Raw genomic sequence first — 15,715 nt, forward strand, 5'->3', positions numbered from 1 at the left:
TATGACGTCCCGGCCTCTGGAACTCGCGCTGGAAGCGAGTTTTGAACAGCTCTCCGACGCGGTACCGGCCAACATCGGTGTGGCGATCGCGCGTCCGGACCGGACTTATTCACTGGGCAGGTGGTGGTCGGGCGTCGCCAGGTCGACGATCAAAGTGCCGTTGGCGATCGCGGCGTTGCGCAGCGATTGGCTCAACGCCCGCGAGCCGGCGGTCAAGGCCATCACCGAATCCGACAATCGCGCATCCGAACAGTTGTGGTCGCTGCTGGGCGAACCGGTGGACGCGGCCCGCAAGGTACAGGGCGTCGTCGCCGAAGGTGGCGACACCGCGACGGTGGTCGAATCGCGGCGACTTCGACGCGGCTACACCGCATTCGGCCAGACGCAGTGGACGCTGCAGCGGCAGGCGCGATTTGCCGCGGAGTTGCCGTCGGTACCGGGCGCGGCGGATGTGATCGAGCTGATGGGAGACCTCACGCCCGACCACCGATGGGGCCTGGCCGCCAATGGTGCTGCGGCTAAAGGTGGTTGGGGCCCGGGCACCGATGGCGAGTACCTGGTACGGCAATTCGGGATCCTGCCCACGCCTTCGGGGGAATGGGGCGTGGCAGTGGCGGCCGAAGTCCACGATGGCGGATTTGAAACCGGAGTCGAGGTCGTCAACACGTTGACGGACTGGCTCGTCAGCCGGCTTCCCGTGCTGGCCCGTTATTGACGGATGCGGCCCAATCATGGGGCGTCAACCCGTGATCGAAGGCACCACCGCGTCGATCAGATGCGGCCCCGGTTCGGCCAGGGCTTCGCGCAACGCGTCGGCGAACTCCTCGGCGGTGTCCACCCGGCGGGCCGGTACCCCCATGCCCTCGGAGATCTTGACGAAATCCATTGTGGGACGTGATAAATCAAGCAGATCAAGGGCCTTGGGACCGGGGGCAGAACCGGCACCGACGCGCTGCAGCTCAATCCGCAAGATGTCGTAGGCGCTGTTGTCGTACAGCACGGTGGTCACGTTGAGGTTCTCGCGCGCCTGCGTCCACAGCCCGGCGATCGTGTACATCGCCGACCCGTCGGACTCCAGGCACAGCACCGGCCGGTCCGGGGCGGCCACCGCGGCGCCGACCGCGGCGGGGATGCCGTAGCCGATCGCCCCGCCGGTCAGCGTCAGCCAATCGTGCGCCGGCGCCCCGGCAGTGGCCTGCGCCAGCATCAGGCCCGAGGTGTTCGACTCGTCGACGACGATCGCCCGTTCGGGCAGCAGCGCGCCGATCACGTCGGCCGCCGACGCCGAGGTCAACGCGCCGGTCGGCAGCCGCGGGCGCGACGCGGCGGCCAGGGGCGCGACCGTGCCGGGTGCGATCTCGTCGGCCAGCGCGATCAGCGCATCGGCCGCACCGAGGTAGTCGGCGAGCACGTGCACCTCGCAACCCGCCGGTACCAGGTCGCTGGGCATGTTCGGGTAGGCGAAGAACGACACCGGAGATTTGGCACCGGCCAGGATCAGATGCTTGGCGCCGTCCAGTTGGGCCGCGGCGGCCTCGGCGAAATACGCCAACCGCTCGACGGCGGGAACGCCGGCGCCTCGTTCCAGGCGCGTCGGAAACGTCTCGCAAAGCCAGCGAGTCCCGGTTGCCTGCGCGATCCGCGCGGCGGCGGCCAGCCCGGGGCCGCGGGTCGCGTCACCGCCCACCATGATCACCGCCGGTTCCCCCGATCGCAGGACCTGCGCGACCGCGGGCGCCAGCAGCGGGTCCGCACTCGCCGGCCGCGCGGACGGTGCTGCGGCGGGCTGGGCGCCATCCGACCAGGACGCGTCGGCGGGCAGGATCAGCGTGGAGATCTGCGAACGGGACCGACTCGCCGCGATCGCCTCGGCGGCGTCGAGCGCCACATCGGCGGCGGTGGCCGTGCGGCGCACCCATCCCGAGACACTGCCCGCGAGCGCGTCGATATCGGATTCCAGTGGGGCGTCGAACTTTTTGTGATAGGTGGCGTGGTCTCCGACGACGACCACCATCGGCACATGCGCCCGGCGCGCGTTGTGCAGGTTGGCCAGGCCATTGCCCAAGCCTGGCCCCAGATGCAGCAACACTGCCGCCGGCCGCTCGGCGATGCGGGCATAGCCATCGGCCGCGCCCGTCGCGACGCCCTCGAAAAGGGCCAGCACGCCCCGCATTTGGGGAACGGTGTCCAGTGCGGCCACGAAGTGCATCTCCGAGGTACCGGGATTGGCGAAGCACACGTCCACGCCGCCGTCGACCAGGGTGTTGATCAGAGCCTGCGCACCGTTCACCTGCTTGCCTCCAGTTTGAATATGCGTTCGGCATTGCCGTGCAGAAAGTCGTGGCGGGCCGCGTCGGGAAGCCCCAGCCCGTCGAGCCCGGCCAAGGCGTGCGTGTGCGTGATCATCGGGTAGTTGGTGCCGAACAGGACTTTGCGTTGTCCGGTACCGGTTTTCATGAACCGGATCAGTTCTTCCGGCAGCCGCTCAATGGTGTACGCGGACGTATCGATGTAGACATTCTCATGCTTGCGCGCGACGGCCACCATCTCCTCGGTCCACGGATAGCCGACATGTCCGCACACGATCACCAGCTCGGGAAAATCCAGCGCCACCTGGTCGATGTAGGGAATCGGGCGCCCGGTCTCCGAGGGGCGCAGTGGTCCGGTGTGGCCGACTTGCGTGCAGAACGGCACGCCGACCTCCACGCACTCGGCGAACAGCGGGTAGTAACGGCGATCGGTGGGCGGCGCGTTCCACAGCCAGGGCACCAACCGCAGCCCGGCAAATCCTTCGGCGATCCGGCGCCGTAGCTCACGGACCGCCTGCATCGGGCGATCCAGATCCACGGTCGCCAGACCGGCAAACCGGTTCGGGTGCAACCGAACCCACTCGGCGACCTCGTCGTTGGAGACCAGGTCCTGACCGTGGGGTCCATACCACGCGCTGAGCAGCCCGAAGCCGACGTCGGCCGCGTCCATCGCCGCGACGGTGACGTCGATCGGGATATCGGCGTCCGGCATGGCGCCACCCGTCCAGCGGCGCAAGGACGCCAGCATGTCGCTGCGCAGGAACCGCGCAGTGGGGTGCTGCATCCACACATCGATCGTCATCGCGATTCGACTGTACGGCCCGTACCGGCCACATAGGGCAAGCGGATGGTCAGGCAAGCAGCCTCGATTGGAACCGCTGTAGAACATGTGTGGAACTGCAATAGTGTTCGCAGGCTTCCCGGTGGCTGCCAGGGACGACGGAAACTCGACGAGGGCCGATGAACATTCGTTTGCTCGCGCTAGGCGCGGTCATTCCGCTGCTGTTGATCACCGCTGCCTGCGGTTCACACTCGTCGGGCGCGTCGTCGACCGCCAGCGCCGCCGTCACCATCGCCACCGCCCCACCAACGTCAAACGTGACGCTGTCGGAGACCGGCTCCAAGGACCTCTACCCGCTGCTCGATGCGTGGGTGGCCGCTTATCACTTCAAGTACCTCAACGTCACGATAAATATCAGCCGCGCGCCGGCCGCAGTCGGCATCTCGCAGGCCGCGGCCGGAGCGGTCAACCTCGGCGCCTCCGGCGTCCACCTGTCCGAGGCCGACATGGCGGCCCATCCAGGGCTGATGAACATTGCGCTGGCCGTTTCCGCCGTGTACGTCCACTACAACCTGCCCGGCGTCACCGACCACCTGAAGCTGAACGGCAAAGTGCTGGCGGCCATGTACCAGGGCACCATCAGAACCTGGAATGACCCGCAAATCGCGGTCCTGAACCCGGGGGTGAGTTTGCCGGCGATTCGCGTGGTTCCACTGCACCGTTCGGATCCGGGGACCAGCGACACCTTCCTGTTCACCGAGTACCTGTCCAAGCAAGACCCCGACGGCTGGGGCAAGTCCACCGGTTTCGGCACCGCCGTCGACTTTCCCGCGGTCCCGGGCGCGCTCGGTGAGACCGGTGCTCCCGGCATGGCGGGCATGGTGACCGGCTGCGCCGAAAATCCGGGCTGCATCGCCTACCTCGCCAGCAGCTACCACGAGCAGGCCAGTCAGAGGGGACTGGGCGAAGCCCAACTGGCCAACGCAGCGGGGAATTACGTGCCGCCCGCGCCTGAAAGTATTCAGGCGGCAGCGACCGGCTCCGCCTCGCAAGTTCCCGCCAACCAGGTGATCTCACTGGTCAACGGGCCCGCCCCGGACGGTTACCCGATCGCCAACTACGAGTACGCGATCGTCTACGCCAAACAGAAGGACCCTGCGGTGGCACAGACCGTGCAGGCCTTCCTGCACTGGGTAATCACCGACGGCAACAAACCCAACTTCCTGGACTCGGTGCACATTTACCTTCGGCCACTGCCGGATTCGGTCCAGAAACTGTCCGAGGCCCAGACCGCGAAGATCGCCAGCTAGCGCACGTCCTCTCAGACTTGTAACGCGGCGCGGGCACAAGCGTGGGTGCGCTGGGCGTACCCGCCCCCGAACAACACGACATGAGCCAGCAGCGGGTAAAGCTGATGCAGGCCGGCGCGCTCGCGCCAACCCGGTTGCAGCGGTCGCACCTGCTGATACCCCGCGATGACGGCGTCGTAGTGCGGACAGCCGAATAGCGCGAGCATCGCCAGGTCGCTCTCGCGGTGCCCGGCGTGCGCGGCCGGGTCGATCAGGACCACGCCCCCTGGAGTCCACATCACGTTGCCGCCCCACAGGTCGCCGTGCAGGCGGGCAGGCCGGTCGTCGTCGTCGTCGAAATCGGTTGCCCGGCAACGTCGTATCACGGCCTCGATCGCGGCCCGGGTCGACGCGTCGAGGCCGCGCGCGGCGAGCTCGAGCATCGGAGCCAACCGCTCTTCGGCGTAGAAGTCGCCCCAGCTTTGATGGCGGCGCAGCGGCATCGGCAATGGCCGCGACGGGGGCCTTACAGGCCCGAAGAAGCCCGGCCCGTCCCAACCGTCGGGACCGGCGCCGAACGCCGGAGCACCCGCGTCGTGCGTGACGGCCAATCGGCTGCCGAAGGTATGCGCCGCCACCGGATCGGGGCGCACCGATTCGAGGCGCCGCAGGGTCAGGCTCGTCGCGTCAACCGACACGATCGGCGCGCAGGGCACACCGCCGTCGACCGCCGCAAGCCATCGCAGTCCCGCGGCTTCCCAGGCGAAGTACCCCGAAGGTGCGCCGGCGTGCTGTTTGACGAAGTCGGTCAGGGCGTCAGGCGGTCGTCGCGTGGGCGGCGTGCACGTCGTCGGCCGGACGCGCCTCCGTCTGTTCCTTGGCCCAGCGGTAATCCGGCTTGCCGGCCGGTGAACGCTTCACCTCGTCGACGAGCCAAAGACTGCGTGGCACTTTGTATCCCGCGATCTCGGAACGCACGAAGCTATCCAGTTCGGACAGCGCCGGACGGGTCCCGGGCCGCGCCTGCACGACGGCGGCGACGTGCTGACCGTAGCGGGGGTCGGGCACGCCGACCACCAGCGCGTCGAAGACGTCGGGATGTCCCTTCAGCGCGGCTTCGACCTCTTCGGGGTAGATCTTCTCGCCACCGCTGTTGATCGACACCGAGCCGCGGCCCAGCATCGTGACCGTGCCGTCCTCCTCGACGGTCGCGTAGTCACCGGGGATGGCGTAACGGACACCGTTGATCGTCTTGAACGTCTCGGCGGTCTTCTTCTCGTCCTTGTAATAGCCGACGGGAATGTTGCCCTTCTTGGCGATGAATCCACGGACTCCGGAACCCGGCTGGACCTCGTTGCCGTCGTCGTCGAGCACGACGGTGCGGTGGTCGATCGTGACGCGCGGGCCGCCGCTGTGCGGGGCGTCCTTGGCGACCACGCTGGTGCCGCCGAAGCCGGTCTCCGAGGAGCCGATCGAGTCGGTGATGACCCGGTTGGGCAGCAGCTCGAGGAACTTCTCCTTGATGCTCGGCGAGAACAGCGCGGCGGTGGAGGCGAGCAGGAACAGCGAGGACAGGTCGTACTCGTTGCCCTTGTCCTGGTGTGCCAGCAACGCGTCCAGCAGCGGCCGCGCCATCGCGTCGCCGGTGAAGAACAGCAGGTTGACCTTGTGGTCGTGAATCGTGCGCCAAACTTCGTCGGCATTGAATTCCGGTGCCAGCACGGTGGTTTGACCCGAGAAGATCGACATCCAGGTCGCCGACTGGGTGGCGCCGTGGATCATCGGCGGAATCGGGTGGCGGACCATCGGCGGGTTGGCCGCGGCGGCCTTGGCCAGGTCGTACTCGTCGGAGATGAATTCGCCTGTGGCGAAGTCGGTTCCACCGAACAGCACGCGGTAGATGTCCTCATGGCGCCACATCACACCCTTCGGGAATCCGGTGGTGCCGCCGGTGTAGAGCAGGTAGATGTCGTCGGCGCTGCGTTCGCCGAAGTCGCGCTCGGGTGAGCTGTTGGCGATCGCGGAGTAGAACTCGACGCCGCCGTAGCGGGTGAAAGCGTTGTCTGGAAGGTCCGAGCCGTCCTCGACGACCAGGATCGTCTTGACGTTCGGGGTCTCGGGCAGCACGTTGGCCACCCGGTCGGAGTACTGGCGCTCGTGAACCAGCGCGACCATGTCGGAGTTGTCGAACAGGTAGCGAAGCTCGCCCTCGACGTAGCGGTAGTTGACGTTCACCAGGATGGCGCCGGCCTTGATGATGCCGAGCATCGCGATGACGATCTCGATGCGGTTGCGGCAGTACAACCCGACCTTGTCGTCCTTCTTCACACCCTGCTCGATCAGGTAGTGCGCCAGGCGGTTGGCCTTCTCCTCCAGCTCGGCGTAGGTCAGCTGCTCATCGCCGCAGATGAGGGCTACACGGTCAGGCACGGCGTCGATGGCGTGCTCGGCAAGATCGGCAATATTCAGGGCCACGGCCACCAAATTAGAACGTGTTACATTTCTTGACAAGTTCGTACTCGATGTGGAGGGAAAGGCGGTAGCCGTGGCCCCGGATACAGGTCAAGCGCCAGCAAACGAACCAACGGGACCCGATGCGATCGTTGAGCAGCGCGGTCACACACTCATCGTCACCCTGAACCGACCGCACGCCCGCAACGCGCTGAGCACCGAAATGATGGAAATCATGGTGCAGGCCTGGGACCGCGTCGACAACGACGACGACATCCGGTGCTGCATCCTGACCGGGGCCGGTGGCTACTTCTGCGCCGGCATGGATCTCAAAGCAGCAACCAAAAAGCCGCCGGGCGAGTCGTTCAAAGACGGCAGCTACGATCCGTCACGCATCGACGCCCTCCTCAAGGGTCGTCGGCTGACCAAACCGCTGATCGCGGCCGTCGAAGGTCCCGCGATCGCCGGTGGCACCGAGATCCTGCAGGGCACCGACATCCGCATCGCGGGTGAGAGCGCCAAGTTCGGCATCTCCGAGGCCAAGTGGAGCCTGTACCCGATGGGCGGCTCGGCCGTCCGGTTGGTGCGCCAGATCCCGTACACCGTGGCCTGTGACCTACTGCTGACCGGTCGGCACATCACCGCCGCCGAAGCCAAGGAGATCGGCTTGATCGGGCACCTGGTGCCGGACGGCCAGGCGCTGACCAAGGCGCTCGAGATCGCCGAGCTGATCGAGAACAACGGCCCGCTGGCCGTGCAGGCGATCCTGCGGGCCATCCGCGAGACCGAGGGCATGCACGAGAACGACGCGTTCAAGATCGACACCCAGATCGGTATCAAGGTGTTCTTGTCCGACGACGCAAAGGAAGGCCCGCGGGCGTTCGCCGAAAAGCGCAAGCCCAACTTCCAGAACCGCTGACGATCGGCGCCCACAACTTCGCGAGCGTAAGCGCACCGCGAAATCTGGTGTGATTTTTCGCAGTGCGCTTACGCTCGGAGCTAACGGGCTACGAAAGCGGCGCGCTCGGGGTGAAGGTGACCGGCATCTGCTCCAGGCCGGACACGAAGTTCGCCGGACGCAACGGCAGCTGCGCGTCGGGAGATGCCAGCCGCATGTCGGGCAGGCGCTGCAGCAGCCGGGTCTGCATGATCGACAGCTCGAGCCGGGCGAGCTGGTTGCCAAGACAGAAGTGCGTGCCGAAGCCGAACGCGAGGTGGTTGTTCGGGTAGCGCTCGATGTTGAAGCTCTCCGGAGAATCGAAGACCTTCTCGTCGAAGTTCGCCGACTCGAACAGCAGGATCATCTTTTCGCCCTTGCGCAGGGCAGTCCCGTGGAACTCGGTGTCAGCGGTGATCGTGCGGGCCATGTTCTTCACCGGCGCGGTCCAGCGCAGCATCTCTTCAATCGCGTTGGGCAACAAGCTCAAATCCCCCGCCAGGCGCTTGTGCTGATCGGGGTGCAACAGCAGTTGACGGGTGCCGCCGGACAGCGTGTGCCGGGTGGTCTCGTCGCCGCCGATCAGCAGCAGCAGCACCTCGGTGACGATCTGGTGGTCTTCGAGCCGCGCACCCTCGACCTCCGCGTGCACGAGCACGCTGACCAGGTCGTCGGTCGCTTCCTTCTTGCGCTCCTCGATCATGCCCATCATGTACTGGCTGTAGGTGGCGAAGGCCTCCATCGTGACCTGGACGTCGGCCTCGGCCGCGGTGCTGCTCAAGGAACTGACCAGGTCGTCGGACCACTTGAGGAACATCGCGCGTTCCTCGGGGCGCACCCCGAGCATGTCGCCGATGACCGCCATCGGCAGCGGCGCGGCCAGGTCCCAGACGAAGTCACATTCGCCGCGTTCGCATACCGCGTCGATCAGCGTGTCGCACAACGAGGTGATCGAGGCCTCCAGGTTCTTGACCCGCTTGCGGGTGAACCCGTAGTTGACGAGCTTGCGGCGCAACAGATGTTGCGGGTCGTCCATTTCGATCATCATCTCGACGCCCGGCTGGTCGGGTCGGATGCCACCGGCATTCGAGAACAGCTCGGGGTTGCGCTCGGCCTCGATGACGGACTGATACGTCGAGGCGGCGGCCAGCCCGTTGCGGTCCCGGAAGACCGGCTCGTTCTCGCGCATCCACTGGTAAATGGGCCGGGAATCGCCGGCGTAGAAAGCGCCGTCGGTCAGGTCGACGTCGGGTTTGGTCGGTAGTCCAACAACGGTCATGAGATCTCCTGGGCATCGCCGAATGTCATTTGAACCTGGTCAGCAGAGCTGGACAACATCGCGCGCTTCGGAAGACCAAGCGACGCAAGCTCCTTCGCGTACGGGTGATCGCCCAGCCGGACGCTCACGCCCCCGAGCCGCGTCCGAACCCCGTCCAGGGTGTGCTCGAAGGCGGTCTCGCGGGTGATTCCGTCGCGGTGGGAGTAGCTGCGCTGTGCCTGCTGACGCGGGGTCAACCGGATCGGCAGGCCCGGACGGAAGTCCATGCCGATCACCAGTTGCCCATCGACCGTGCAGTCGAACCCGAACTTACGACCCTCGCGAATCGTGAAGTCCGCCATGACTTTCGGGTAACCCCAGATTTTCGTCCCCGCCTCCAGGGTGAACGCCTGGTCGACGGGCAGGTGATGGATGAACGCGCCGGCCGAACCCAACGCGGCCGGCCCGCTCGCGTGCGACCCCGGCGGGTTGACCATGACGCTGGTGCCGAACTCGTAGTACTGGCCCAGGTCACCGTCGATGTAGTGCATCAGCATCAGCACCACGACCGCACGCCCGGGCAGATAGCGGCAGACCCGCAGGCCGCTGTAGTCGATCAGGTGCTGGGCGGCGTCGGCGTCCACCGAGAACATCGCCATGTGCTGATTTGCCTTGCGGATCCTCACCGGCATGGTGAGGACGGTGCCCGCGATGGTGTGCTGCGACACAGTCATCCGGTCAATCTAGAACGTGTTCTTGACATGTAGCAAGAACTGTCTAGACGAGCGTGGCGAGCTCCCGGACCTGCTCCGCACTGCGCCCGGAGACGACCATCATCGTGACGCCCGCCGCCTCCCAGGCCTTGATCTGCTTACGGACGTAGTCGACGTCGCCCACGATCGCGGCATCATCGATGACCTCGTCGGGGATGATCTCGGCGGCCTTGTCCTTCTGGTTGCTGCGGAACAGCTTGGTGACGTCGTCGACCACTTCGGCGTAGCCCATCCGGCGATACACGTCGGCGTGGAAGTTGGTGTCCTCGGCGCCCATTCCACCCATGTAGAGCGCGATGTAGGGCTTCATGGCCGCGAACGCGGCGCTGCGGTCCTCGGTGATCACGATGTTGGCCGTCGCGCAGATCTCGAAGTCCGCGCGACTGCGGCGGGCACCCGGCCGGGCAAAGCCCTCGTCCAGCCACTCGTTGTAGGTGTCGGCCATCCGCGGCGTGTAGAAGATCGGCAGCCAGCCGTCGCAGATCTCGGCGGCCAGCGCGACGTTCTTCGGTCCCTCGGCGCCCAGCATGATCGGGATGTCGCTGCGCAGCGGGTGGGTGATCGGCTTGAGCGGCTTGCCCAGGCCGCTGGTGCCCTCGCCGGTCCGCGGCAGCGGGTAGTGGGGACCGCCGCTGGTCACCGGCGCCTTGCGGTCCCACACCTGGCGGATGATGTCGACGTACTCACGAGTGCGGGCCAGCGGCTTGGGGAACCACTGGCCGTACCAGCCCTCCACAACCTGCGGCCCGGACACCCCGAGCCCGAGGATGTGCCGGCCACCGGAAAGGTGATCGAGAGTGAGTGCGGCCATCGCGCATGCCGTCGGGGTGCGCGCGGACAACTGGACGACCGACGTGCCAAGCCGCACCCGTTGCGTCGACGAACCCCACCAGGCCAGTGGCGTGTAGGCGTCCGAACCCCATGCCTCGGCGGTGAACACGGCGTCGAATCCGGCGGCCTCCGCTTCGGCCACAAGCTCGCCGTGGTTCTCCGGCGGGTGAGCGCCCCAATATCCAAGCTGCAAACCCAGCTTCATGTCTCCGCCTTTCCTGGCCGAACCAGACCCGACCACAACCCGGTGTTGAAACGGTTCTTAGAACCTGTTCTACTCGATGGCGTGACAGCCACTTCGAGCGGCCCGACCACGATCGATCACTCCGAGCCGCCCCTCTCAGCGCCGTTAACGCTGGCCTTCGACTACACCCGTTCAGTCGGCACCACGCTAGGCAGTTTCTTCACCGCACTGCGTGAGCGCCGCGTCCTCGGGGTGCGCGGATCGGATGGCCGGGTGCATGTGCCACCGCCGGAATACGACCCGGTCACCTACGAACCACTGGGCGAGATGGTACCGGTCTCACCCGTCGGCACCGTGGTCTCCTGGACCTGGCAGGCCGAGCCGCTGGGGGGCGAACCGCTGGACCGGCCGTTCGCCTGGGCCCTGATCAAGCTGGACGGGGCCGACACCGCGATGATCCACGCCGTCGATGCCGGCACTCCGGACAAGATCAAGACCGGCGCGCGGGTGCATGTGCACTGGGCCGACGAGACCGTGGGCGCTATTACCGACATCGCCTACTTCGCGCTGGGCGAGGACGCCGAACCCGAGGGACCCCCCAGCGACCAGGACCCGGTCACGATGATCGTCACACCGGTCTCGCTGACCATTCAGCACAGCGCCTCGCACGAGGAAAGCGCTTACCTGCGCGCCATCGCGGAAGGCAAGCTGCTGGGCGCCAAGACTGGGAAGAACGGCAAGGTCTACTTCCCACCGCACGGCGCGGACCCGGCCACCGGCCAGCCCACCACCGAGTTCGTCGAGCTGCCGGACAAGGGCACCGTGACAACGTTCGCGATCATCAACATCCCGTTCCAGGGACAGCGCATCAAGCCGCCCTATGTGGCCGCTTACGTGTTGTTGGACGGCGCCGACATCCCGTTCCTGCATCTGGTCGCAGACATCGACGCACATGAGGTCCGGATGGGCATGCGCGTGGAAGCGGTGTGGAAGCCCCAGGAGGAATGGGGATTTGGCATCGACAACATCGAGTACTTCCGGCCCACCGGTGAACCGGACGCCGAGTACGACACCTACAAGCACCACCTGTAAAGGGCTTACCTACACATGAGCGAACGCAATGTTGCGGTCGTCGGCTTTGCCCACGCCCCGCATGTCCGCCGCACTGACGGCACCACCAACGGCGTCGAGATGTTGATTCCGTGTTTCGCCCAGCTCTACGAAGAGCTCGGCATCGCCCGCACCGACATCGGTTTCTGGTGCTCCGGATCGTCCGATTACCTTGCCGGAAGGGCCTTTTCGTTCATCTCAGCGATCGACTCGATCGGTGCCGTACCGCCGATCAACGAGTCGCACGTCGAGATGGATGCGGCGTGGGCCCTCTACGAGGCCTACATCAAGATCTTGACCGGCGAGGTGGACACCGCGCTGGTGTACGGCTTCGGCAAGTCCTCGGCGGGCATCCTGCGCCAGATCTTGTCGCGGCAGACCGACCCCTACACCGTCGCACCGCTGTGGCCTGACTCGGTGTCGATGGCCGGACTGCAGGCCCGTCTGGGACTCGACTCCGGCAAGTGGACCGAAATGCAGATGGCCCGAGTCGCATTCGATTCATTCGCCAACGCCCGCCGGGTCGACAAGGTGGAATCGGCGGTCAACGTCGAGGGCCTGCTGGACCGGCCCTTCTTCGCCGACCCGCTGCGCCGGCACGACATCGCACCGATCACCGACGGCGCCGCCGCGATCGTGCTGGCCGCCGACGACCGCGCGCGCGAGTTGCGCGAAAACCCGGCCTGGATAACCGGAATCGAGCATCGCATCGAAACCCCGGTGCTGGGCGCGCGCGACCTCACCGACTCTCCGTCGACGCGGGCCGCGACCAAGGCGGCCACCGGCGGCACCACGGCCAACCTCGACGTCGCCGAGATCCATGCGCCGTTCACCCACCAGCACCTGATCCTGACGGATGCCATTCGGATCCCGGGTAAGACGAAAGTCAATCCGTCCGGCGGTGCGCTGTCGGCCAACCCCATGTTCGTTGCCGGTCTCGAGCGCATCGGATTTGCCGCACAACACATCTGGGACGGTTCTGCGAATCGGGTGCTGGCGCACGCCACCAGCGGGCCTGCGCTGCAACAGAACCTGGTCGCGGTCATGGAAGGAAAGAACTGATGGCCGGTGCAGGAGCGCACCTCGCCGCGGTACTGGGTACCGGGCAAACGAAGTACGTAGCCAAGCGCAAAGACGTCTCGATGAACGGCATGGTGCGCGAGGCCATCGACCGGGCGCTGGCCGACTCCGGTTCCACGTTCGACGACATCGACGCGGTAGTGGTCGGCAAGGCGCCCGACTTCTTCGAAGGCGTCATGATGCCCGAGCTGTTCATGGCCGACGCCATGGGCGCCACCGGCAAGCCACTCATCCGGGTGCACACCGCGGGATCGGTCGGCGGATCCACCGCGGTGGTGGCGGCCAGCCTGGTGCAGTCGGGCAAGTACAAGCGCGTGCTGGCCATGGCCTGGGAGAAGCAGTCGGAATCAAATGCCATGTGGGCGTTGTCGATTCCGATCCCATTCATCAAGCCGGTCGGCGCCGGCGCGGGTGGATACTTCGCCCCGCACGTGCGCTCGTACATCCGCCGCTCGGGCGCACCGTTGAACATCGGTGCCATCGTCGCGGTCAAAGACCGGCTCAACGGGGCCCGCAACCCGCTGGCGCACTTGCATCAGCCCGACATCACCGTGGAAAAAGTGATGGAGTCCCCCATGCTGTGGGACCCGATCCGCTACGACGAAACCTGCCCGTCGTCCGACGGTGCAGCCGCGGTCGTGATCGGTAACGAGGAGATCGCCGAAGCCCGTCTGGCGCAAGGAGAGCCGGTGGCCTGGATCCATGCGACCGCGCTGCGCACCGAGCCGCTGCAGTTCTCGGGCCGCGACCAGGTCAGCCCGCAGGCCAGCCGCGACGCGGCCGCCGCACTGTGGGAGGCGGCCGGCATCGAGAGTCCCATCGACGAGATCGACGCTGCTGAGATCTACGTGCCGTTTTCCTGGTTCGAGCCAATGTGGTTGGAAAGCCTCGGATTTGCTCCCGAGGGTGAGGGTTGGAAGCTCACCGAGGCCGGCGAGACCAAGATCGGCGGAAAGCTGCCGGTGAACCCGTCCGGCGGGGTGCTGTCGTCGAACCCGATCGGCGCGTCGGGCCTGATTCGCTTCGCCGAGGCGGCCATCCAGGTGATGGGCAAGGGCGGCGAACACCAGGTTCCGAACGCCCGAAAAGCGTTGGGACACGCCTACGGCGGTGGCTCGCAGTACTACTCCATGTGGGTGGTTGGTGCCGACAAGCCCGAGAAAGTCAGCGCGTGAGCGGAACTCCCGCCCACGAGGCGGGCCGTCGCTCGCGCGAGGCGGTCGGCGCCAGGGACAAACAAGCCTGGCTCGAGGTCTTCACCGACGACGCCATCGTCGAGGATCCGATCGGGCCGTCGGTTTTCGACCCCGAAGGTAAGGGACACCGCGGCCGCGACGCGATCTCGGCGTTCTGGGACAAGGCCATCGCCCCCACCACCAAGATCGAGTTCTTCTTCCGTGATACCTACCAGTGCGGCAACGAGGAAGCCAACGTCGGCCACATCCTGATCACCACGGGCGACTACCAGACGACGGCCGAAGGCGTGTTCACCTACAAGGCCAACGACGAAGGCAAACTGGTTGCCCTGCGGGCCTATTGGGAGATGGACCGCGCCGCGGCCAATACCCGCAAAATCTAGGTCGTCCGCACACCCGTTCCGGGAATTCACCTGAATCTTCCTGTGCGCGTGCAACGTCGCGCGGTACTCTCCTGGTTCTCATGGACGAAATCAGGTCGAAGACCCCCCCAACGAGTCGGTCGCACCTGCGGCTGCGGATCCTGTCCCTTGCCGGCGCGGCAACCCTGGTGGTCCTCGCGGTCGTCGCCGTCTACCTACTGTTCGGCCGGACATCGGCAACCCAGGCGTCCGTCAAACCCCGTCCGACGCCTGCGGCGAAATCCGCCGCGACCGCCCTGCCGTTCGAGCTCGTGGATACCGACGGGCTGGAGGTGGATGGTGCGGGCAACGTGTACGTCTCCGACTCGGGCACCGACCGGGTGTGGGAGCTGAAAGCCGGCTCTGATACGCCGATCGTGCTCCCCTTCACCGGACTCAAAGAGCCGGGCGGTCTAGCGGTGGACGGCCACAATGCCCTCTATGTGGTCGACCAGAAAAACAAGCGGGTGCTGAAATTGCCGGCCGGCTCGAGCGCACAGGTCGAATTACCAATGACCGGGCTCGAAGAGCCTCATGGAATCGGCGTGAATAGCCGCGGCAACGTCTTCGTCGTCGACTTCAAGGGCAATCGGGTGCTGGAATTGCCGTCAGACTCGAATACGCAGGTCGAGTTGCCATTCGCCGGTCTCAACCAGCCTTACGACCTTGCGGTGGACGAGGCCGACACCGTGTATGCCGCCGACGCCGGAAACAACCGGGTGGTGAAACTGGCGGCGGGAACCAACACCCCGGTCGACCTCCCGTTCACTGGTCTGAATTTCCCGAACAGTCTGGCGATCGACCACAGCGGCAACCTGTACGTGACGGACCTGAACAACAATCGGGTCCTCAAGCTCACGGCCGGTTCGAATACCGTGTCGACACTGCCGTTCAGCAATTTGGTCGCCCCATTTGAGGTGGCGGTGAGCCCGCAGGGCGATATCTACGTCGCCGATTTCCACAACAGAGTGCTCAAATTGCCCGCGGGATACGAGACGGTACCACTGGGAAGCTGAACGGACATTTCTGGTCAGCGCTTTCTTCTGAAGTTGCTATGCGTCCGGGAAAGCCGCGCGGTAGTGTCCTGGTGTCGCGAACACCGTGGTGGTTGAGGA

15 protein-coding genes are annotated in these 15,715 nt (G+C 65.9%); 8 read left to right on the top strand and 7 right to left on the bottom strand.

Going from position 1 to position 15,715, the window contains the following annotated elements; all coding sequences use genetic code 11:
* Position 1 precedes the first annotated feature (1 nt).
* On the top strand, positions 2-715 hold the full coding sequence (locus AC5Y5O_RS17940; protein WP_500026291.1) for a serine hydrolase: 714 nt from the start codon (positions 2-4) through the stop codon (positions 713-715).
* Positions 716-739: 24 nt separating this feature from the next.
* On the opposite strand, the gene AC5Y5O_RS17945 is transcribed toward AC5Y5O_RS17940, so the two are convergent.
* Entirely contained in the window at positions 740-2,290 is a 1,551-nt protein-coding gene (locus AC5Y5O_RS17945; RefSeq protein ID WP_500026292.1) for an acetolactate synthase large subunit, read from the bottom strand.
* Positions 2,287-3,111, bottom strand: a complete 825-nt coding sequence (locus AC5Y5O_RS17950; RefSeq protein WP_096290263.1) for an amidohydrolase family protein — start codon at positions 3,109-3,111, stop codon at positions 2,287-2,289. Before AC5Y5O_RS17950 ends, AC5Y5O_RS17945 begins: the two co-directional genes overlap by 4 nt.
* A gap of 158 nt (positions 3,112-3,269) precedes the next feature.
* On the opposite strand from AC5Y5O_RS17950, the gene pstS reads away from it, so the two are divergent.
* Positions 3,270-4,400 (top strand): phosphate ABC transporter substrate-binding protein PstS, encoded by a 1,131-nt coding sequence (pstS, locus tag AC5Y5O_RS17955; RefSeq protein ID WP_096290264.1) that lies wholly within the window; start codon positions 3,270-3,272, stop codon positions 4,398-4,400.
* 11 nt (positions 4,401-4,411) lie between these two features.
* Here pstS and AC5Y5O_RS17960 read toward each other — a convergent pair whose 3' ends face one another.
* Complete coding sequence (locus AC5Y5O_RS17960; protein ID WP_500026603.1) at positions 4,412-5,191, bottom strand: fructosamine kinase family protein; 780 nt, start codon at positions 5,189-5,191, stop codon at positions 4,412-4,414.
* A 4-nt stretch (positions 5,192-5,195) separates the two neighbouring features.
* Positions 5,196-6,860 carry an acyl-CoA synthetase gene (locus AC5Y5O_RS17965; RefSeq protein ID WP_096291389.1) on the bottom strand — a complete coding sequence of 555 codons (1,665 nt, stop codon included), beginning with the start codon at positions 6,858-6,860 and terminating at the stop codon, positions 5,196-5,198.
* A 64-nt stretch (positions 6,861-6,924) separates the two neighbouring features.
* Here AC5Y5O_RS17965 and AC5Y5O_RS17970 point away from each other — a divergent pair, with 64 nt between their 5' ends.
* Positions 6,925-7,749, top strand: a complete 825-nt coding sequence (locus tag AC5Y5O_RS17970; protein ID WP_096291390.1) for a crotonase/enoyl-CoA hydratase family protein — start codon at positions 6,925-6,927, stop codon at positions 7,747-7,749.
* Between the two features lie 88 nt (positions 7,750-7,837).
* On the opposite strand, the gene AC5Y5O_RS17975 is transcribed toward AC5Y5O_RS17970, so the two are convergent.
* From AC5Y5O_RS17975 to AC5Y5O_RS17985, 3 genes are read right to left on the bottom strand one after another with little or no spacing between them, the layout of a single operon-like run.
* Positions 7,838-9,046, bottom strand: coding sequence for a cytochrome P450 (locus AC5Y5O_RS17975; protein WP_096290266.1), 1,209 nt, complete (start codon positions 9,044-9,046; stop codon positions 7,838-7,840).
* The gene (locus tag AC5Y5O_RS17980) at positions 9,043-9,759 is read right to left on the bottom strand and encodes an acetoacetate decarboxylase family protein (RefSeq protein ID WP_096290267.1); all 717 of its coding nucleotides are present in this window, start codon (positions 9,757-9,759) and stop codon (positions 9,043-9,045) included. Before AC5Y5O_RS17980 ends, AC5Y5O_RS17975 begins: the two co-directional genes overlap by 4 nt.
* Before the next feature lie 43 nt (positions 9,760-9,802).
* Complete coding sequence (locus AC5Y5O_RS17985) at positions 9,803-10,834, bottom strand: LLM class F420-dependent oxidoreductase (protein ID WP_096290268.1); 1,032 nt, start codon at positions 10,832-10,834, stop codon at positions 9,803-9,805.
* An 81-nt stretch (positions 10,835-10,915) separates the two neighbouring features.
* On the opposite strand from AC5Y5O_RS17985, the gene AC5Y5O_RS17990 reads away from it, so the two are divergent.
* The 5 genes from AC5Y5O_RS17990 to AC5Y5O_RS18010 are packed head-to-tail and all read left to right on the top strand — an operon-like array spanning position 10,916 to position 15,616.
* Positions 10,916-11,905, top strand: coding sequence for a Zn-ribbon domain-containing OB-fold protein (locus AC5Y5O_RS17990; RefSeq protein ID WP_500026306.1), 990 nt, complete (start codon positions 10,916-10,918; stop codon positions 11,903-11,905).
* Positions 11,906-11,920: 15 nt separating this feature from the next.
* Positions 11,921-12,985: a thiolase family protein gene (locus AC5Y5O_RS17995; protein ID WP_096290270.1), complete on the top strand. Its 1,065-nt coding sequence runs from the start codon at positions 11,921-11,923 to the stop codon at positions 12,983-12,985.
* A complete protein-coding gene (locus AC5Y5O_RS18000) occupies positions 12,985-14,178 on the top strand; it encodes a thiolase family protein (protein ID WP_500026314.1) in 1,194 nt (397 codons plus the stop codon). The genes AC5Y5O_RS17995 and AC5Y5O_RS18000 overlap by 1 nt, the downstream gene beginning before the upstream one ends.
* Positions 14,175-14,582: a nuclear transport factor 2 family protein gene (locus tag AC5Y5O_RS18005; RefSeq protein WP_096290272.1), complete on the top strand. Its 408-nt coding sequence runs from the start codon at positions 14,175-14,177 to the stop codon at positions 14,580-14,582. Before AC5Y5O_RS18000 ends, AC5Y5O_RS18005 begins: the two co-directional genes overlap by 4 nt.
* Positions 14,540-15,616: an NHL repeat-containing protein gene (locus tag AC5Y5O_RS18010; protein ID WP_243394190.1), complete on the top strand. Its 1,077-nt coding sequence runs from the start codon at positions 14,540-14,542 to the stop codon at positions 15,614-15,616. The genes AC5Y5O_RS18005 and AC5Y5O_RS18010 overlap by 43 nt, the downstream gene beginning before the upstream one ends.
* The last annotated feature ends 99 nt before the right edge of the window (positions 15,617-15,715 follow it).

The organism is Mycobacterium sp. NGS40 (assembly GCF_059812735.1).